The organism is Pokkaliibacter plantistimulans (genome assembly GCF_003194385.1).
GTDB lineage: Bacteria > Pseudomonadota > Gammaproteobacteria > Pseudomonadales > Balneatricaceae > Pokkaliibacter > Pokkaliibacter plantistimulans.
Window position 1 is genome coordinate 87,858 of the sequence record NZ_LAPT01000001.1, and the last position, 19,039, is coordinate 106,896.

Here is a 19,039-nt window from a genome sequence, read left to right on the forward strand (position 1 = left end):
GCAAGCTTCATCTTTCAGGATCAGCATGGTGCACAGATACAATTCTCACTTGTGAAATCCCATGGCCTTATCTAAATTACCGAAAAAGGAATATTCGGGTCCTTTTGTATAACGGTTATTTATAACAGTTCGCACTGCCCGGAAAGCAATAACCAGATACGGCCAGGGGGAATGCATGAAGCTCCAGCAATTACGCTATATCTGGGAAGTCGCCAAACACGATCTGAATGTGTCAGCGACGGCCCAAAGTCTCTATACCTCCCAGCCAGGCATCAGCAAGCAGATCAGACTTCTCGAAGATGAGTTAGGTGTCGAAATTTTTTCCCGTAGCGGTAAGCATCTCACCCATGTCACACCAGCCGGTGAAAGCATTCTCAGTATGGCGGGAGAAATTCTGCGTCGGGTTGAAAGTATTAAACAGGTTGCACAGGAGTTCAGTAATGAGCGCAAGGGTAGCCTCTCCATTGCCACTACTCATACCCAGGCGCGTTATGCGTTGCCGCCAGTGATCAAGAGTTTTATGGGGCGCTATCCGGACGTCAGCTTGCATATGCATCAGGGAACTCCGATGCAAATTGCCGAAGAGGCAGCAGATGGTACCGTCGATTTTGCGATTGCCACCGAGGCGATGGAGCATTTCAGTGATCTGATTATGATGCCTTGCTACACCTGGAACCGTTCAGTCGTGGTGCCGCGTAATCATCCGTTGACGCAGGTAGGCAAGTTGACGCTGGAGGATGTGGCGCGTTATCCGTTGGTGACTTATGTGTTCGGCTTTACTGGTCGCAGCAAGCTCGACGACGCATTTAACAGCAAGGGGCTTCACCCTCGTGTGGTCTTTACTGCGGTGGATGCAGATGTGATCAAGACGTATGTACGCTTGGGATTAGGTGTCGGTATTATTGCATCCATGGCAGTGCTGCCGGAGGTCGATGATGATCTGGTGGCACTGGATGCCAGTGAGCTGTTTGAGCCCAGTCAGACGAAAATTGGCTTCCGTAAGGGTACCTTTCTGCGTGGTTATATGTACGACTTCCTCGAATTGTTTGCCCCTCATCTGACCCGTGATCGGGTGCAGAAAGCAGGTGAGTGCACATCACGGCAGGAAGTCGATGAGCTCTTTGCTGATGTTAAGTTACCTGAGCATTAACGCCTGATGCTCTCTCCCCGCTGCGATATCCGATCTGCAGCGGGGCTTTGTATCACGGGCTTGCTGCGATTAAGCCAGCGCTCTGAGCAAATTACCTACCTTGCTTAAGGTCTCCTGATACTCCGACTCTTCAACGGAGTCTGCGACCAGACCGCCTCCCGCCCAGCAATGCGCCTGGCCCTGATGGAACAGCACTGTTCTGATGGCGATATTGGTGTCCATACGACCGTGCAGGCTGATGTAGCCGATGCTGCCGCAGTAGACGCTACGCCTGTGAGGCTCCAGTTCTTCAATGATTTCCATAGCGCGAATTTTGGGGGCGCCGGTAATAGAGCCGCCAGGAAAAGCTCCCTTCAGCAGGTCGAGACGGTCAGCTGAGTTGCGTAGTCTCCCGGTTACTGTGCTGACCAGATGGTGAACGTTGGGGTAGCTTTCCACGTCAAAAAGCAGTGGCACCTGAACACTCCCAACCTCGCAGCTTCGGCCAAGGTCATTGCGCAGCAAATCGACGATCATCAGGTTCTCTGCACGATCCTTCTCGCTATTGCGCAGCTGCTCCATCAGTTGTTGATCTTCATTTGTGGTCGTGCCTCTTGGAATGGTGCCTTTGATCGGTTTGGTTTCCACCTGAAGTTGATTCACTGCCAGAAAACGCTCGGGCGAAAGGCAGCAGATGTCTCCTTGGGGCAAAGAAAGGTAGGCAGCAAAAGGAGTAGGGGCCTGCTTACGCAGTCGAAGATATGCCTGCCAACTATCCCCCCGGAAATTTGCGCTGAAGCGTTGTGCCAGATTGACCTGATAACAGTCGCCTGCATGAATGTAGTCTTTGACGCTACGGAACTTTTCACCGTATTGAGCCCGATCCATGTTGCTTGACCAGGCGGATGTCAGTTCAAAGGCAGAAGGTTCTGATGGTTCTTGCTGAGAGAGGTAACGCTGGATCAAAAATTCAGCAGAATAGGGGCATTGAGGATGGATGACCAACCAGCTTGATCGCTTGGCATGATCGGTAACCCAAGCCCAGGCGTACAGCCCTAAATACATATCGGGCAAGGCTAAATCGTGATCTGCCAGCTGCGGCAGATGTTCAACAACTCTGCCCAGATCATAGGACCAGTAACCTAACAAACCGCCATAAAAGGGAATGTCAGGATGATCGGTGTCGGTATTGATCTGCCTGAAGCGCTGCAGCAGGTGCTCTGTCGCCAAGAAGGGATCGTCCGGGCAGGGCAGCATCCTCCCTGAGTCATCCTGCAAATAGGTACCTTGGCCGGGGGTGTAAGAGAGTACAAAGAGTGGGTCGCAGGCGGCGACATCAAATCGGCCATCGCGTGAGTGGGGAGCGTTGGAGTCGAGTAAAACAGGGTATGTTCCCATCTTGATGCCTACAAAAGCATCTTCAGCATTCAGATATGGCAGTGAAATAAATTGCACGCGAACGACTCCTGGTAGCGATGCAGGGAATTCTACCCAGCCAGATAAGAAAGGTGTAGGCTAACAACGGTTGGCTCTAAGGGCCCATAGTCTTGGTATATCACGATGTAACTCAACGTTGCTGATTCTGAGGTCCGGAAATCAGCCAGGTGACAGAGAATAGGGTGGCTACTTTCATCTGCTCGCCAGTGATATACCGCAGTTTCGTTCCAAACCCGCAGTCTCGCAGTCGGAACTCATGACCCAGCAAAGTTACTCAGTGGTACGCCGCAGTTTTTCAGTGAGCGGCGTAGATGTTTCCTATCAGATATATACCAACAATCTTGCCTCTTCTTCCGAACGCTTGGTGCTGCTGCATGGTGCGGGTGTGGCAGGGGAGCTGACCTGGTCTGCGATTGTCGAGCATCTGGATCATTGGGGGCAGATACTCGTACCCGATTTGCGAGGAATGGGGGAAACCCGTTGTCTGGACGGCAGTGAATCCGCTTTTACCGTGCAGGAAGTGTGTGATGATGTCGTGCATCTGCTGGATCAGCTCGGCTGGTGGCGTTTCGATCTGGGCGGTTACTCCTTCGGGGGGTTAATAGCCATGTTGCTTAAGCAGCGTAACCCTTCACGAGTGGGACAGCTCTATCTGCTGGAGCCTGCACTGCTGGACCGAGCTGATATTAATGAGGTCAGGAGTATTCGTGAGCGTTATTCCGAGGCTGCACAGCATATTCGCCAACATCATGATCCCAGTGATGGAATTCGCCTGTTTCTCGATACCATTGCGCCGGGGCGCAATCGATCAGATAAAACCGAGTCTATGACGATCAGCCGTTTGGCAGAACGTCCGTTAGGATTTGCCAATGCACTGGATTCTGTGACTCGCTCGGCCCATGAGGTCGAGCGGGATCAGTTGCTTGAGCATTTACAGCATGCAGAATTATTTGCAGGTGGGCGTAGTGTTCGCGAGTTGCATGACCACTATCTTCATCTGGCCAGGCAAAACACCATGGTTAACTACCATGAAGTGAAAGGTACGGATCACTCGTTGCCTTATCAAAAACCACGGCAGATTGCCCGGTTGATGAACGAGGCACGTCAACGCTATACAAACAGTTAGTGTTTAACGCTTTTACCTGGCGGATGTTTGGGGTCGCAATAAATTTACGGGATGGCTGATGTACAAACTGATCATATTTGACTGGGATGGAACGCTTATCGATTCTGCACAGCGAATCACACAATGTATGCTGCGGGCAGCCAAAGATGCCGGGCTTGCTCAGCCGAGCGCTAGTCAGATCAGGGAATTGATCGGGTTGGGTTTGCCTGAAATGGTTGAAGCTTTGTTTCCGGGGATATCTCCTCAGTCCAATCAGTATTTCCGGACAATCTATAGTCATCACTTTTTTGATGCAGATCAGCAGCCATCTCCGACATTTCCTCACGTCAGGGAAACGCTTACCGCATTGCGTGAGGCTAGTTACTCTCTGGCGGTGGCAACTGGGAAAAGTCGCCGTGGACTAGACAGAGGAATGCAGAATACTGGCCTGGGTGAGTATTTTTCAGCGTCGCGCTGCGCTGATGAGACGGCCTCTAAGCCCCATCCTCAAATGCTTTTTGAGCTGCTGGAGCATTATGGGGTACAGGCAAGCGAAGCGCTGCTGGTAGGGGATACCAGTTTTGATTTACAGATGGCGCAAGCGGCTGGTATCGACTCTACAGCTGTTCTCTATGGCGTACATGGTGCGGAGCGGCTAGAACCCTTTGCGCCGAAAGCTTTCTTCACTTCAATTCGCGATATTGTTCATTGGCTTACGGAAACTAAGGAGAAAGGGTGAGCGACTCTAATTGGCGGCCGGAAGGATCCGAACAACAGGATACAAGTAGCACTGGTGCGGACAAGGACTTCTCTGGTCAGCCGCTGGAGGTGCGCACTAATAAGGAATGGCGCCTCATTGAGAAAGTTGTACTTGGGTTGTTCAAGGAACAACGCAGGGCAAGACGTTGGGGGATCTTCTTTAAGCTCGCAACACTGGGCTACTTTATCGTCATTCTTCTGCTCGCATGGCCTAGTGCAGAGACCGAGTTGGGTACTAAAGATCACGTTGCTCTGATCGATCTGAAGGGTGTTATTGCGGATGGTGAGGAGGCAAGTGCGGACGCTATCAATGCTTCATTGCGTGATGCCTTTGCTGATGCTCATGCCAAGGCAGTCATTCTGCGTATCAATAGCCCAGGCGGCAGTCCCGTGCAGGCCGGGCAGATCTACGATGAAATCAAACGTCTTCGAGGGCTGCATCCTGACAAGAAGCTCTATGCCGTGATCGATGATATCGGAGCTTCAGGAGGCTACTATGTAGCAGCCGCTGCGGACGATATCTATGCTGATAAAGCCAGTATCGTCGGTTCCATTGGCGTTATTTCATCAGGCTTTGGGTTTGTGCAGCTGATGGATAAGTTGGGCGTTGAGCGCCGAACCATGACATCAGGTAAATACAAGAACCTGTTGGACCCTTTCAGTCCTCGGTCTGAGGAGATTGACCAGCGTTGGCAGGCGATGCTGGATGTCACTCATCAGCAATTTATCGATGAGGTGAAGAAAGGGCGTGGTGACAGACTTAAGGATGCGCCGGACTTGTTTACGGGCATGGTCTGGACCGGGCAGCAAGCGGTGACTCTCGGGCTGATTGATGGCTTGGGTAGCGTAGATAGTGTTGCCAGGGAGGTTGTTGGGCTGGACGAGGTGCAAGACTATGCACCAGAGATGTCACCCTGGCAAAAACTGACCAGAGAATTTGGTGTCAGTGTTGGTCGAGGGGTATCGCAACAGCTGGGTTTGGATTTGCCATTGATGCACTGAGTTATCCATGATGCAAATTATTCAGTCTGGGCATGACTGATACAGCAAAGGCGCAGGAACATGTTTCTGCGCCTTTTTGTTTAAAGTGAGAGTGCTTTACTCCAACGTCAAAATATCAATCCCTTCATTCATCAGCATGTGAGTTAGTCGGATTAAGGGCAGGCCAATCAGGCTCGATGGATCACTGCCACGCATTTCTTCAAATAGCGCAATACCCAGCCCCTCTGATTTGAAACTGCCTGCGCAGTCATAAGGTTGCTCTCGTAGCAAATAGTGATGAATTTGCTCTTTCGTTAACTGTCGAAAGCGCACGTCGAATTGCACTACGTCTAATTGATACTTTCCAGACTGGCTATTCAGCAGGCATATGCCGGTGAAAAAACTCACAATCTGACCTGAACTCATGGAGAGTTGGGTAAAGGCATTGTCATAGTTACCGGGTTTGCCGAGACAGTGACCGTTGAGTGAAGCAACCTGATCTGAACCGATGATGAGTGAATAAGGATGATGGTTAATAAGGCTTTCTGCTTTCGCCCTGGCTAGACGCTGAGCCAGAGCATCGGCTGCTTCGTCTGGCTGGGCTGTTTCATCTGCGCTGGGGCTGGTGCATACAAATGAAGAGGTAAGTGTGGAGAGCAATACTTTGCGGTATGGACTGGTGGAGGCAAGAACTATCTGCGGAGGATTGGAAGAAGGCATTTGCATGGAGCCGCTCTGGAGTGGACAATAGGCGCCGAGTCTAACATTAATATGCCTCATGCAAAGGTTACGGTGTTCTGTTGCACAGCACCGGGGTTAATACATTATGTATGTAATTGACCTTTGACACTGCCGGGGTTGGTGAATATCATTGCGCGCTTATGTCGAATCAAGCATTTCCGGCAAAAATTAACCCACGTAAGTGGGCTGAAAAAGGGAGCTCCTGGACCGGGGATCTCCCTCTATCCCATTTCACGCGTCTGGTTGAGTCGCTGCAGGGCTCTGCAGGGGTTGTGAAAGTGTCAATGGAGTTTGACGTGGATGAAGAGCGTATTCGCTTTGTGCGAGGTGATCTTCATGCTCAGGTTGAAATGACCTGCCAGCGTTGTCTGGAGTCAGTGAAATTGGCAGTGGAGAGCAACTTCTCTCTGGGGATCGTCTGGCACGACGAAGCTGCAGCAAATTTACCATCACATTACGACCCCTTGATCGTGAGTGATGAGTTTGTTGAGATGCTTCCCGTGTTGGAAGACGAGCTGATAATCAGTTTACCTCTCGTGCCTCTGCACGAAGATTGTGAGGTCAAGACTGAGTACGGCGAGGCGGTCGAAGAAGTATTGGACGAAAGGCCAGCGTCCAATCCGTTTGATGTGTTAACACAGCTGAAATTGAAGAAATAGACTTAGGAGCTTCTTAGTCATGGCAGTACAACAGAACCGTAAAACCCGTTCTAAGCGTGGTATGCGTCGTTCTCATGACGCTCTGAGTGCACCTGCACTGAGCGTTGATGCAACCAGCGGTGAAACTCACCTGCGTCACCACGTTTCACCAGACGGTTTTTATCGTGGTCGTCAAGTAGTAGCAAGCAAGTCTGAAGACTAATTTTGCCACTGCGCACAACCATTGCAGTTGATGTGATGGGCGGGGACTTCGGTCCCCGCGTTACCCTCCCCGCTATTTTCAAGTTTCTCTCCTCACAGCCTGATGTCGATGTGCGTCTTTACGGTGCGCAGGATGTCCTTTTGCCGTTTGTGCAAAAGCACAAAAGTTTGGCTGCGCGGATATCTGTTGCATTTTCCCAGTCTGATATTGCTATGAGTGATAAGCCATCTCAGGTTTTGCGCAGTAAGCGTGATTCCTCTATGGCAATCGGACTGCGGGCGCTGTCAGAAGGAGAGGTCGATGCTATGGTCAGTGCCGGCAATACCGGTGCGCTAATGGCAATGGCGTGTACTATTCTCGGACGTCTTGAGGGGGTAGATCGTCCAGCTATTGCTACTACTCTTCCGACTCGAAAAGGGCAGTGCTTACTGATTGATTTGGGGGCGAATCTGGAGGCGACTTCTCGCCATCTTTATAGCTATGCCATTATGGGGAGTGTGCTCGCAGCACTGATGACAGGGCGGGCTGATCCTGGAATCGCTTTGCTGAATGTAGGTGAAGAACCAGTTAAAGGTAGTGGAGTAGTGCAGGCTGCTGCCGAGATTCTTGCTAATGACAAGAGGCTTCGCTTCATTGGCTTCGTAGAAGGTGATGGGATGTTTGAAGGGCGAGCTGATGTGGTTGTCTGCAATGGCTTTGTCGGCAATGTTGCCTTGAAAACGGGTGAAGGAGTTGCGCGCCTTATTGTTGACTCTCTCAGTGAGTATCTCAAGGCGCACTGGTACAGTCGATTGCTCGCGACGATGTTGATGCCTTCTTTGCGTGCTTGGGGGAAAAGGTTTGAGCCTGCTATATATAACGGAGCAGTATTGGCGGGTGTAAACGGCTGTGTTGTGAAAAGTCACGGTGGTGCAAGTGAGGCTGCATTTCTTAATGCGCTGAACTATGCTGCTATGCTGACTCGATTAAAGCTGCCAGCCCGTCTGCAGGAAGCTTTGGTAGATTCAGATATTTCAAGTGCTACCTAATAGAAAGAGAGAGTGTGCATGGATTCCAAACTGGCGTTTGTCTTTCCTGGGCAAGGGTCGCAGCATCTGGGGATGCTTGGCGAGCTGGCCGAGGCTCACAACGTAATAGGGGAAACTTTTGCTGAAGCTTCTGATGTTATCGGTGTCAATCTGTGGAGTCTGGCTCAGCAGGGTCCTGATGAGGAGCTTAATAAAACTGAAAACACCCAGCCTTTGCTGCTGACTGCCAGTGTGGCGTTATGGAAATTGTGGCAGCAGTTGGGTGGGCGCACGCCTGGCTATATGGCTGGACATAGCTTGGGTGAGTACACGGCGCTGGTATGTTCAGGAGCTATGTCTCTGGTTGATGGCGTGCGATTGGTTCGTACTCGTGGTGAGCTTATGCAGGAAGCGGTGTCAGCAGGGCAAGGTGCGATGGCAGCAATTCTTGGTCTGGACGATTCGGTTGTAGAGGCTTGCTGCGATAAGGCGGCTGAAGGGCAGATAGTGTCAGCAGTGAACTATAATTCTCCCGGGCAGCTGGTTATCGCTGGTGAGGCTGCTGCTGTTGAGCGTGCCATGGTGTTATGTAAGGAGGCAGGCGCCAAGCGAGCCTTGCCTTTGTCTGTGAGTGTGCCTTCGCACTGCATGTTAATGAAGCCTGCTGCAGATCGACTGGCTGCCATTGTTGCAGATGTGGAGCTGGTTGTACCTGCCATAGCGGTTGTTCAGAACGTAGATGCACAGGTTTCAGACAGCTTGGAAGGTATACGTGAGCGTTTGCTTAAGCAGTTATACAGCCCTGTATTGTGGACTCGCTCTGTGGAGTTCATGGTTGCTCAGGGGGTCGAGACTATGCTTGAATGCGGCCCTGGTAAGGTGCTGTCTGGTCTGAATAAGCGTATTGCGCGCGCACTCGATGTTGCAGCAATCAATGATCCTGCATCGTTGGCCAGTGCGCTGGCCTAACTAAAACTGATAGCGGCTTAGTGTATGAGTATCGAAGGTAAAGTTGCGCTTGTAACAGGTGCTACCCGTGGTATCGGGCGTGCCATTGCTCTTGAATTGGGGCGCCAGGGTGCTGTCGTGGTTGGTACTGCGACCTCTGAAAAAGGGGCTGCATCCATTTCTGATGCACTGGCTGAAGCTGGCGTCAAGGGTAAGGGGCTGGTTCTGGATGTAGCGGATACAGACAGTATTCAGTCCGTGGTTGATGCTGTAGCCAGCGAGTATGGTGCCATCCAGATTCTTGTCAACAATGCAGGTATCACCAAGGATAATATCCTGATGCGCATGAAAGATGATGAGTGGGATCAGGTGGTTAACACCAATATGAGCTCTGTTTATCGTCTGTCCAAAGCATGTCTGCGTGGCATGACAAAGGCTCGTTGGGGGCGTATCGTTAGCATCAGCTCAGTGGTTGGCTCGATGGGGAATGCAGGCCAAGCAAACTATGCAGCAGCTAAGGCGGGTATTGAGGGCTTTACTCGTGCATTGGCGAGAGAAGTTGCCTCTCGCAATATCACGGTCAATGCGGTCGCGCCGGGTTTTATTGATACCGATATGACCAGTGGCCTGGCTGAAGAGCATAAGACTCATCTTAAAGGTCAGATCCCTATGGCTCGACTGGGTCTGCCTACAGAAATTGCATCTGTAGTAGGCTTCTTGGCGGGCGAAGGTGCTGCTTACATGACTGGTGAGACCCTGCATGTTAACGGTGGTATGTACATGGGCTGATGCAATCAGCATCTAACCTTGTAATCTCCGATAAATTATTGATAATGTGCCGCAGATATATGCGGCACCTGTAAAAAGGCGCCTCTCCTGCCAAGCTTGGCAAAGGACGTGGGTTTACCTAAAATAGCCATCCGCATTTGATAATGTGGGTTGTGTTGAGCAAATAGGATACGTTATGAGCACTATTGAAGAGCGCGTAAAAAAGATCGTTGCTGAGCAGCTTGGTGTTAAAGAAGACGAAATCACTCTTGAGTCTTCTTTTGTTGATGACCTGGGTGCTGACTCCCTGGACACCGTTGAGCTGGTTATGGCTCTGGAAGAAGAATTCGAAACCGAAATTCCAGACGAAGAAGCTGAAAAGATCTCTACTGTTCAGGCTGCCATTGATTACATCAAAGCTCATCAATAAGCACTAAACCTGTTCGGTTTCATGAAAAGCCGCTTCTATTGAGTAAATAGAGCGGCTTTTCTTTTCAGTAACGTTGGAGGATATGCGCATGTCTCGGAGAAGAGTGGTAGTGACGGGGCTCGGCATGCTCACCCCCCTGGGGAATACAGTCGAAGAAACCTGGAGCAACATTCTTGCCAGCAAAAGCGGCATCGGGCTTATCGAGCATTTTGACACCGCTGCTTTCAGCACGCGTTTTGGCGGTTGTGTAAAAGATTTCGATACCAGTCTGTACATGGATAGTAAAGAAGCCAAAAAAATGGATCTTTTTATCCAATACGGTATGGCGGCTGCTCAACAGGCAATTCAAGACGCCGGACTCATAAGTGACTCCCTGGATATGGATCGTGTTGGTGTGGCAATAGGCTCTGGCATTGGTGGATTGCCAATGATTGAGAAAAACCACGATGTTCTGAACGCTTCCGGGCCAAGACGCATATCTCCCTTCTTTGTTCCTGGTTCCATCATCAACATGATTTCTGGCAACCTTGCGATCCGCTATGGTTTCAAGGGGCCAAATATTGCTATCACGACTGCCTGTACCACTGGCACACACAATATTGGCTTTGCGGCGCGAATGATCAGTCATGGCGATGCAGATGTCATGTTGGCTGGTGGTGCTGAAATGGCAACCACTCCGCTAGGTTTGGGTGGTTTTGCAGCCGCTCGTGCACTATCCACCCGTAATGATGACCCGACGGCAGCAAGCCGGCCCTGGGATCAGGATCGTGATGGCTTCGTATTGAGTGATGGTGCTGGTGTGCTGGTTCTGGAAGAGTATGAGCATGCAAAAGCCCGCGGCGCGACGATCTATGCTGAACTGATTGGTTTTGGTATGAGTGATGATGCCTATCATATGACCTCTCCGCCCGAAGATGGCGCAGGTGCTGCGCAGTCTATGCGCAATGCAGTCAAGGATGCAGCCTTGAATGTAGAGGAAGTTGATTACATCAACGCTCACGGTACATCTACTCCTGCAGGCGATAAAGCAGAGTCTAACGCAGTGAAGTCTGTGTTTGGCGAACATGCTTATAAACTTACCGTCAGCTCTACTAAATCGATGATTGGGCATCTGTTAGGCGCCGCTGGTGCTGTCGAAGCGGTGTTCTGCACGCTGGCACTGCGTGATCAGGTGGTTCCTCCCACCATCAACCTGGAGAATCCGTCGGAGGGTTGTGACCTTGACTATGTGCCAGGTGAGGCCCGACAAGCCAAGATAGATGTGACTGTCTCCAACTCCTTTGGATTTGGTGGCACAAACGGCACCCTTATCTTCCGCAAGGTGTGATGCTGACAGTACTGGCTTCACTGATCAACGGTCTGCCTTCTGACCAAGTCAGTATTCTGGACAGAGGGCTGACGTACGGTGATGGGCTGTTTGAAACGGTTCGCATCGTCTGCTCTCAACCTGCTCTCTGGGCGTTGCACTGGCAACGCCTGGAAACAGGCTTAACCCGCCTTAATTTTTCCTTCAATGCTGAGGCCCTTCAGCAAGCGCTGCTGAGTGACATCGAGCGTCTGTTACTTGTTGCTGAGTTAACTGAGGCAACCCTAAAAATCACCATAACACGTGGTATTGGTCAGCGTGGCTATCGATATACTGCAGACGCGCCACTGACTCGTATTGTCACTGTATTTCCTGCGACTGATGCTGAGGCTCTGGCTCGAACAGGGATCAAAGCGCGACTTTGTTCATTGCGACTTGCGCGGTCGGAGGCACTGGCAGGGCTGAAGCATCTTAATCGGATGGAGCAGGTGATCGCACGTAATGAGTGGAGTGATCCTCAGTACTACGAGGGTATTTTGAATGACACCGCTAACAATATGATCTGCGGTACCATGAGCAATCTCTTTCTGGTCAAGGAGGGAGTGCTGCTTACCGCTGATGTGAGTGGGTGTGGTATAGCAGGGACCAGGCGGCGTTGGGTGCTTGAAAATGCCAACGATCTTGGGCTGGTGGCCAAGGTTGGTATTTTAAGTGCTGAGGATTTATTGAGCGCAGATGAGGTTTTCTTCTGCAATGCGCTAATTGGTATTCTTCCCGCAATGGAAGTGGCAGATAGAACATTACCGTCCAGAGATATAAGTTTGCGATTGCGAGAAGCATTGCTAGAGGCAGAGTATCAAAAATGAAGTGGTTGATGAGGTTGTTGCTAACCATCCTGGTGCTGGTTATTGCTGGTTCATTTGCATGGCAATGGGGATGGCAGCAATTAAACAAGCCACTGGTACTACAGAGTGATAATCAGGTTTACACCTTGCGCCCGGGCAGTTCACTGAATCAGGTTGCTAGGGATTTGGAACGCTTAGGATTAATGCAGCATGCCAGACTGCTGTTGCTGTATAACCGATGGAAACACCCCAATGCCACCATCAAGGCTGGCGAATATCAGTTATCTCCACGTCTGACTCCTCTGCAGTTATTGCAGATGATGCAGGAAGGCAAAGTGGTGGAATATCGCGTCACGCTGGTGGAAGGGCATACCTTCAAAGACTTCCTTCGTATTCTGCATGAGCAGGAGAAGTTAGCGAGTGTATTGGATGGCATGACGCCTGCCGCTGTGATGCAGAAGCTGGGGCACGAAGGTCAGCACCCGGAAGGGCGGTTTTTCCCTGATACCTACGTCTATCATTCAAGTATGTCTGACGCTGATGTGCTTTCTCAGGCCTATGACCGTATGCAGAAGGTGCTTAGTGAAGAGTGGAAGCAGCGGGCAGATGGCTTGCCTTATCGGAATTCCTACGAAGCACTGATTATGGCTTCGATTGTTGAGAAAGAGACAGGCGTTCCCGAAGAGCGTGACAAGATTGCAGGCGTTTTTGTGCGCAGGCTCGAAAAGGGGATGCGATTACAGACAGACCCGACGGTGATCTACGGCTTGGGGGATGCCTACGATGGCAATATTACCAAGGCGGATTTGAACAGCCCAACCCCTTACAACACTTACACCATTGTTGGCCTCCCACCTACGCCGATCGCTATGCCCGGAGCAGCAGCTATTCACGCTGCATTGCATCCAGCGGAGGGAACAGCACTCTATTTTGTAGCCACCGGTAATGGCGGGCACACGTTCTCTGATTCACTTCAGGAGCACAATCAAGCGGTGAGCCAATACCTCAAGGTATTGAAAAATCGTCCCAAGGCAGAAGATAAAAGCAAATGACAAGAGGTTGTTTCATAACGCTTGAAGGTACTGAGGGAGCGGGCAAGACAACTGCACTGGCGCACATTGTCGCCTGGCTGGAGTATAGAAATATTCCTTATGTGCTAACAAGAGAGCCTGGGGGCACTCCTATCGCAGAGGAGATTCGCCAGCTCGTTCTTTCTCCTCGTGATGAGCAGGTGGTTCCTCTTAGCGAGTTGCTGCTGGTGTTTGCGGCTCGAGCACAACATATTGAAAAGTTGATTAAACCAACGCTGAACCTAGGTACTTGGGTGGTTTGTGATCGTTTTACTGACAGCACCTATGCCTATCAGGGGGGAGGGCGGCAGTTACCATTTGAGCCAATTGTGCAACTGGAAAACCTGGTACAGGCAGGCTTCCAGCCCGATTTGACGCTCTTGCTTGATGTCACGCCGGAAGTCGGTATGCGCCGTGCCTCTCGTCGTAGCGCAGCTGATCGAATAGAACAAGAAGCCATGAGCTTCTTCCAGCGCGCCAAACAGGCATTTTTGGCGCGTGCAGAGTCAGCGCCTGAGCGTTTTCGTGTAATCAATGCAGATCAGAACCTGGAGTCGGTAAAGGATCAAATCACTCAAGCTCTGAGTGGATGGTCGGAGCTGCATCGTGGCTGAGTTATTGCCCTGGCAGCAGTCAATCTGGCAGCAGGTGATTGCTCGGCATGAGCAGGGGCGTCTACCTCATGCGTTGTTGCTGAATGGGCCGGAAGGGGTAGGAAAGCGGCAGTTCGCTGAGTACATGTCTGCGTGGTTTTTGTGTTCGGCTCAGCAGCGTACTCCATGTGGCCAATGTCGTAGTTGTATGTTGTTAGGGCACGGTAGTCACCCAGACAGAATAGTGATTGTGCCAGAAGGCGCGCAGGGAACCATTAAAGTCGATGCTATCCGTCAGGTGAGTGAGTTTAGTGCGGAAACTGCGCAACAGGGTAACGGTAAGGTGGTCCTGGTACAGAATGCTGATCGGTTGAATGTACAAGCAGCCAACGCGCTGCTGAAAAACCTTGAAGAGCCTCCGGCGCGGACGCTCTTTGTTTTATGGTCAGCACACTTTACCAGGCTGATGCCCACCATTCGAAGTCGATGCCAACAGTTAGCCTTCTCGCTGCCCGCTACAGAAGATTCGCAAAAATGGTTGGTGCAACAGTGCGTCAGTGCGGATCAGTTTCCCCAGTTGCTCAACATCGCTCGCGGCTCCCCTCTGAAGGCACTGGAGTATCATGAGGCCAATCTGCTGCAGGTATGGGATGAATGGCAGCAACAACTGATCGGACTGCAGGCCGGCAGGGTCAGTGTTTCTGAGCTGGCAGAGCTATGGAAGAATCGCCAGACAGGCATGATTCTCAGTTGGCTGTCGGACTGGATAAGCGAGGCCGTCAAGCAGATGATGGGAGCGGCGCATTCAACAACCGGTTTGTTTCAGCCCGAGCTGCTGAGTGCGGCTATTGCAACTGCCCGAGCCTCTGAGTGGCTGGCATTTTACGAAAAACTAAATGTTTTAAGAGTGCAGTTGGATGGCACGGCTAATCTCAATCCGTCTTTGGCTCTGGAAATGATATTGATCGAATGGTCTCGACTGATGCGGACGAGTTCTCGGTCCAGAGTAGACGGCAAACCCGTGAGGAATTGAAATGGCACACGGAATACTGAACTGTACGTTTGATAGCAAGACCATGTTGTATCAGTGCTATATGCCTTTCATTGAACGAGGTGGCTTGTTTATCCCTACTCAGCGTACCTATCAGCTGGGTGATGAAGTATTCGCGGTATTAACTATTATGAATGAGCCTGAAAAGGTACCGGTCTCAGGCAAAGTGATCTGGATTACTCCGCCTGGTGGTCAGAATAATCGCCCAGCGGGTGTTGGAATTCAGGTCAATCCGCAAGACGAAGCAGCTATTCGTAAACTCGAAACGCTGCTGGCGGGAACTCAGGAATCTGATACCACTACGTTCACAATGTAATATCTGATCAGCAGCGTGATGGATTGTAGTTAGTCAGCTGAATGATCCCTCTGATATGAACTGCTGATTGTGAGTCAGAGAATCTGTCTCCAGGCAAATTAGTATTCGTTCTTACTCACTAAAGTGTCTTATTGAATACTCATGAAAATTGTCGATTCCCATTGTCACCTGAACATGTTGAAGCCAGAGCAGGCTGATGGCCTGAACTACATACTGCGTGCAGCCAGAGAGCGTGGTGTCGCAGAGTTTTTATGTATAGGCGTCGATCTGGATAAGTGGCAAGAGGTACGTGAAATCGCTGAACAGCATGACGATGTTTACGCTACCGTCGGGATCCATCCATTGCACCCGGTAGACTCGTTACCATCTGAAGAAGCATTGATGACCCTGGCCGATCACCCAAAGGTATTGGCGATAGGCGAGGCCGGGCTCGACTATTTCTATACGGACAGTGATGAGCAGCGTGAAGCCCAAAAGCAGGTCTTCGGTCTGCAATTGCGTGTGGCCAGTAAGTTGAATCTGCCTATCGTGGTTCATACTCGAGAAGCCAGAGAGGATACTCTGGAGCTGATTCGTGCCTATGGTTCAACGCAGTCAGCGGGTGTGCTGCATTGCTTTACCGAGAACTGGGAAATGGCCAAAGCTGCACTGGATCTCGGATACTACATTTCATTCTCTGGCATCCTTACCTTCCGTAATGCAGACAGCTTGCGTGAAGTCGCGCGTAAGGTGCCACTGGATCGCGTATTGGTAGAGACAGACTCCCCATATCTGGCACCGGTCCCGTATCGTGGAAAAACCAATGAGCCACAATACGTTGTTGAAGTGGCGCAGTGCCTGGCTGACCTTCATCAGTTGCCTTTGGCCAGAATGGCTGAGCTCACAACTACGAACTATAAAGCGTTGTTTCATCGCGCTTAACCGGTGAGGAGCGTATATGGCTATTGATCTGGCACTTCTGCAGCAGCATGCGACAGCTGATGGCCTTCCTCCGGTGGAAGAATGGCATCCTGATTTTTGTGCTGATATGGATCTGGTCATACGCGCTGATGGTACCTGGGTGCATGAGGGAGGAGAGTTCAGGCGTCCAGCGTTGATGAAGCTATTCTCCCGTATCCTTCGCCTGGATGATGATGGCTGCTATTACCTGGTTACACCGGTAGAGAAAGTACGTATTCAGGTAGAAGACGCGCCTTTTGTTATTTTGGCAGCCGAGGTACGTGATGACAGTGTGGTGATGGTCACTAACTGTGAAGAGGTGATCACACTTGGACGTGAGCATCCAATACGTGTAAGGGCTGCTCATGGCAACGCTAGCGAAATTCCTTATGTGCTGGTGCGCAAAAATCTCTGGGCGAGGCTTCATCGCAACGTTTTTTACCAGCTGGTTGAGTTGGCTGAGCAGCGTACCGAACAAAATGTCGAGGGAATGTGGCTGCAGAGTCAGGGTGAATGGTTTTGCCTTGGCACTATCTAACTGAAATTGTCTATTGCTGTTCCAGCTACCACAGTCTTTTCTTTTGTCGAAAATACTCTCTTAAAAGGACGCATAGTGCCAGTCAGTTAAGGCAACTGACTGGCTTTTCCTTATTTAAGGGTGTAGCGGTAAGGGCACCGCTTCACCTCTCGCGGATGGATTCGCTCACGCCTCAGTGGCAGGACTAAGGCGGGTGCCAATCGGTCAGGGCCTTGATAGCCGGAGGAACCTTGTCCGGGGACGCCGTTGGCTTGGTTGAAGCTAATCTGGCAGGGGGGCATGGCGCTGTCTGGAAGCGTGGCAGGTTTTACGCCAGCAGCGTGCCTCACAATTCTTGCCAGACCATGTCCGGCTTTTTGCTCCTCAGGGTCAGTCGACTTCCCAGCATGTACTGCTTCATTTCCCGGTAACCCAGCTTGATCTCCCAGCGATGAGTATGAAGGTGAACGATGTCGTCGGATGGATAACGCATCGGTCGATCATCGATGTCAGCACTTGACGCAACTGACCATTGACTAGGTGAGCAATCAGGTATTTCGGAGTCTCGGGTACCGTTGCGGGGCTTGTGGCGAGACAGGCAGCGTCACCAGGCAGCTGCGGTGACTGAAACGGCGGATCCGCCAATACCGCTCCTCCCCTGGGGACCGTCAGGATGCTGCAATATTGTCAATACTGTGGGGAGTAGATGAAGAGAGGGGGCGTGAATACATCAGGAATCAGGAGAAAGAGGATGGGCATCGTGACCAGTTGAAATTCGGGATGATGTAGCGCCTTGGGCGCAACGGATAGCCCTTTTAGGGCGCCCCCCCAATGAGCCTCCGGCTTTGCCGGAGGTTATTTATCTTATACCGTTATCTTCTTGAGCTTTTTAAAACCCATTAGCCAAGTTAATCAAGCATCAGGGGCTAAGTTTTGTTCGATATGACGATGGAGGTGCGGGGTTCTGCCGGCTTCCAGAACAAAGCCGCTATGCTGCGAATCTACGCAGCATAGCATCTATGATGAGGTCAGGCCTGAGTCTGAGATTCCTGCTTGATACTTGCGTAACGCTCATCCAGTTCGCGACGTAATTGCTTGCGCAGCTTGGCTGCTTCAAAGCGTTGTTTCTCTTCCTCGGTGGTGGGGATGAAAGGCGGGACAGCGACCGGTTTACGTTCATCATCTACTGCAACCATGGTGAAGTAGCAGCTGTTGGTATGGCGTACCAGTTTCTCACGAATGTTCTCGGTGACGACTTTGATACCGATCTCCATCGAGGTATTACCGGTAAAGTTGACGGCGGCCAGAAAGGTTACCAGCTCACCTACATGAATAGGCTGACGAAACATCACCTGATCGACAGACAGTGTGACCACGTAACGTCCGGCATAGCGGCTGGCGCAGGCGTAAGCGACTTCATCGAGGTATTTGAGAATGGTGCCCCCGTGAACATTGCCGGAAAAATTGGCCATATCCGGAGTCATCAGTACGGTCATGGTGAGCTGATGATTACTAAAATCCATGGAGGTCCTCTCTCTATGCGGATGCTCTCAGGCAGGTGCACTGAAGTTAAACACGGTGATAAGTCAGTCTATGCCGGTGCCATCTGGTGTGGCTTTGGGGCGAGGCATGCTGAAGCAATCTTCCAGCACACCGTAATCCAGATAACCCAGACGGGTCAAAGGCTTCAGCTTGGCGATATCCACTTTGCCATCAGTGAGAATGGCATCATCCAGATAAACTGCGACAACTCTGCCCAGTACCATAAAGTGCTGTGGCTCACTGCCATCCAGAGTGGGTACAGGAATTGTCTGCAGATACTGGCATTCCAGTGCAGCCGGAGACTCGGCCACGCGTGGCACCTTAACATGCAGAGAGGGGGCCGCGGTCAGGCCTGCCAGCTGCATTTCGTCCACCCCGTGGTTGACTGGTACTGACGTCTTCACTACCGCCTCGCGCAAATCGTAGGTCGCAAGGTTACAGACGAATTCGCCGGTGGCTTCAATGTTATTCAGGCTGTCCTTACGCCCGGCGCTGGCAAACATCACTATATTGGGGTCGTAGCCCACCATGTTGAAGGCGCTGTAGGGGGCAAGGTTGACATGACCCTCCCGACTTAACGATGAAATCCAGCCTATGGGACGGGGAACCACTAATGCTTTGAAGGGATCATGACGTAGCGGACCACGTCCGTTGACGAGGGTTTCGAAATGCACAATGACGTCCTTATTGCTAT

23 protein-coding genes are annotated in these 19,039 nt (G+C 51.2%); 18 read left to right on the forward strand and 5 right to left on the reverse strand.

Annotation, left to right across the window (positions count from 1 at the left end; translation table 11 throughout):
• Positions 1–175: 175 nt before the first annotated feature.
• Positions 176–1,150, forward strand: a complete 975-nt coding sequence (gene cysB / locus WH50_RS00370) for an HTH-type transcriptional regulator CysB (RefSeq protein WP_110185540.1) — start codon at positions 176–178, stop codon at positions 1,148–1,150.
• A 69-nt stretch (positions 1,151–1,219) separates the two neighbouring features.
• On the opposite strand, the gene pabB is transcribed toward cysB, so the two are convergent.
• A complete protein-coding gene (gene pabB / locus WH50_RS00375) occupies positions 1,220–2,584 on the reverse strand; it encodes an aminodeoxychorismate synthase component I (protein ID WP_243409926.1) in 1,365 nt (454 codons plus the stop codon).
• Positions 2,585–2,822: 238 nt separating this feature from the next.
• Here pabB and WH50_RS00380 point away from each other — a divergent pair, with 238 nt between their 5' ends.
• From WH50_RS00380 to sppA, 3 genes are read left to right on the forward strand one after another with little or no spacing between them, the layout of a single operon-like run.
• Positions 2,823–3,692 carry an alpha/beta fold hydrolase gene (locus WH50_RS00380; protein WP_110185541.1) on the forward strand — a complete coding sequence of 290 codons (870 nt, stop codon included), beginning with the start codon at positions 2,823–2,825 and terminating at the stop codon, positions 3,690–3,692.
• A 58-nt stretch (positions 3,693–3,750) separates the two neighbouring features.
• Positions 3,751–4,410: an HAD family hydrolase gene (locus tag WH50_RS00385; protein WP_104151559.1), complete on the forward strand. Its 660-nt coding sequence runs from the start codon at positions 3,751–3,753 to the stop codon at positions 4,408–4,410.
• Complete coding sequence (gene sppA, locus WH50_RS00390) at positions 4,407–5,432, forward strand: signal peptide peptidase SppA (protein WP_104151558.1); 1,026 nt, start codon at positions 4,407–4,409, stop codon at positions 5,430–5,432. Before WH50_RS00385 ends, sppA begins: the two co-directional genes overlap by 4 nt.
• A 96-nt stretch (positions 5,433–5,528) precedes the next feature.
• Here sppA and WH50_RS00395 read toward each other — a convergent pair whose 3' ends face one another.
• Entirely contained in the window at positions 5,529–6,137 is a 609-nt protein-coding gene (locus WH50_RS00395) for a Maf family protein (RefSeq protein WP_279305888.1), read from the reverse strand.
• A 311-nt stretch (positions 6,138–6,448) separates the two neighbouring features.
• Here WH50_RS00395 and WH50_RS00400 point away from each other — a divergent pair, with 311 nt between their 5' ends.
• From WH50_RS00400 to WH50_RS00465, 14 genes are all read left to right on the forward strand, one after another.
• A complete protein-coding gene (locus WH50_RS00400; RefSeq protein WP_207780109.1) occupies positions 6,449–6,811 on the forward strand; it encodes a YceD family protein in 363 nt (120 codons plus the stop codon).
• A 19-nt stretch (positions 6,812–6,830) separates the two neighbouring features.
• Positions 6,831–7,013 carry a 50S ribosomal protein L32 gene (rpmF, locus tag WH50_RS00405; RefSeq protein WP_104151557.1) on the forward strand — a complete coding sequence of 61 codons (183 nt, stop codon included), beginning with the start codon at positions 6,831–6,833 and terminating at the stop codon, positions 7,011–7,013.
• Between the two features lie 2 nt (positions 7,014–7,015).
• Entirely contained in the window at positions 7,016–8,041 is a 1,026-nt protein-coding gene (gene plsX, locus WH50_RS00410; RefSeq protein WP_110185542.1) for a phosphate acyltransferase PlsX, read from the forward strand.
• Between the two features lie 18 nt (positions 8,042–8,059).
• Positions 8,060–8,989, forward strand: a complete 930-nt coding sequence (gene fabD, locus WH50_RS00415) for an ACP S-malonyltransferase (RefSeq protein WP_110185543.1) — start codon at positions 8,060–8,062, stop codon at positions 8,987–8,989.
• Positions 8,990–9,013: 24 nt separating this feature from the next.
• The gene (gene fabG, locus WH50_RS00420; protein WP_110185544.1) at positions 9,014–9,757 is read left to right on the forward strand and encodes a 3-oxoacyl-ACP reductase FabG; all 744 of its coding nucleotides are present in this window, start codon (positions 9,014–9,016) and stop codon (positions 9,755–9,757) included.
• A gap of 175 nt (positions 9,758–9,932) precedes the next feature.
• Positions 9,933–10,166 (forward strand): acyl carrier protein, encoded by a 234-nt coding sequence (acpP, locus tag WH50_RS00425; protein WP_104151553.1) that lies wholly within the window; start codon positions 9,933–9,935, stop codon positions 10,164–10,166.
• An 88-nt stretch (positions 10,167–10,254) separates the two neighbouring features.
• Entirely contained in the window at positions 10,255–11,493 is a 1,239-nt protein-coding gene (fabF, locus tag WH50_RS00430; protein WP_110185545.1) for a beta-ketoacyl-ACP synthase II, read from the forward strand.
• Positions 11,493–12,338, forward strand: coding sequence for an aminodeoxychorismate lyase (gene pabC, locus WH50_RS00435; protein WP_110185546.1), 846 nt, complete (start codon positions 11,493–11,495; stop codon positions 12,336–12,338). Before fabF ends, pabC begins: the two co-directional genes overlap by 1 nt.
• Positions 12,335–13,369 (forward strand): endolytic transglycosylase MltG, encoded by a 1,035-nt coding sequence (gene mltG / locus WH50_RS00440; RefSeq protein WP_207780110.1) that lies wholly within the window; start codon positions 12,335–12,337, stop codon positions 13,367–13,369. Before pabC ends, mltG begins: the two co-directional genes overlap by 4 nt.
• On the forward strand, positions 13,366–14,001 hold the full coding sequence (gene tmk, locus WH50_RS00445) for a dTMP kinase (protein WP_110185547.1): 636 nt from the start codon (positions 13,366–13,368) through the stop codon (positions 13,999–14,001). The genes mltG and tmk overlap by 4 nt, the downstream gene beginning before the upstream one ends.
• Complete coding sequence (locus WH50_RS00450) at positions 13,994–15,013, forward strand: DNA polymerase III subunit delta' (protein WP_279305889.1); 1,020 nt, start codon at positions 13,994–13,996, stop codon at positions 15,011–15,013. The genes tmk and WH50_RS00450 overlap by 8 nt, the downstream gene beginning before the upstream one ends.
• Position 15,014: 1 nt before the next feature.
• Positions 15,015–15,347 (forward strand): PilZ domain-containing protein, encoded by a 333-nt coding sequence (locus WH50_RS00455; RefSeq protein WP_104151548.1) that lies wholly within the window; start codon positions 15,015–15,017, stop codon positions 15,345–15,347.
• 141 nt (positions 15,348–15,488) lie between these two features.
• Positions 15,489–16,268, forward strand: a complete 780-nt coding sequence (locus WH50_RS00460; protein WP_110185549.1) for a TatD family hydrolase — start codon at positions 15,489–15,491, stop codon at positions 16,266–16,268.
• Between the two features lie 16 nt (positions 16,269–16,284).
• Positions 16,285–16,824, forward strand: a complete 540-nt coding sequence (locus tag WH50_RS00465; protein WP_207780111.1) for a DUF1285 domain-containing protein — start codon at positions 16,285–16,287, stop codon at positions 16,822–16,824.
• A 325-nt stretch (positions 16,825–17,149) separates the two neighbouring features.
• Here WH50_RS00465 and WH50_RS00470 read toward each other — a convergent pair whose 3' ends face one another.
• The 3 genes from WH50_RS00470 to WH50_RS00480 all read right to left on the reverse strand — a co-directional run bounded on the left by WH50_RS00470 (position 17,150) and on the right by WH50_RS00480 (position 19,019).
• Complete coding sequence (locus WH50_RS00470) at positions 17,150–17,296, reverse strand: hypothetical protein (protein ID WP_412053221.1); 147 nt, start codon at positions 17,294–17,296, stop codon at positions 17,150–17,152.
• Positions 17,297–17,831: 535 nt separating this feature from the next.
• A complete protein-coding gene (locus WH50_RS00475; protein ID WP_110185550.1) occupies positions 17,832–18,326 on the reverse strand; it encodes an acyl-CoA thioesterase in 495 nt (164 codons plus the stop codon).
• 63 nt (positions 18,327–18,389) lie between these two features.
• A complete protein-coding gene (locus WH50_RS00480) occupies positions 18,390–19,019 on the reverse strand; it encodes a flavin reductase family protein (RefSeq protein WP_110185551.1) in 630 nt (209 codons plus the stop codon).
• Between the last annotated feature and the right edge of the window lie 20 nt (positions 19,020–19,039).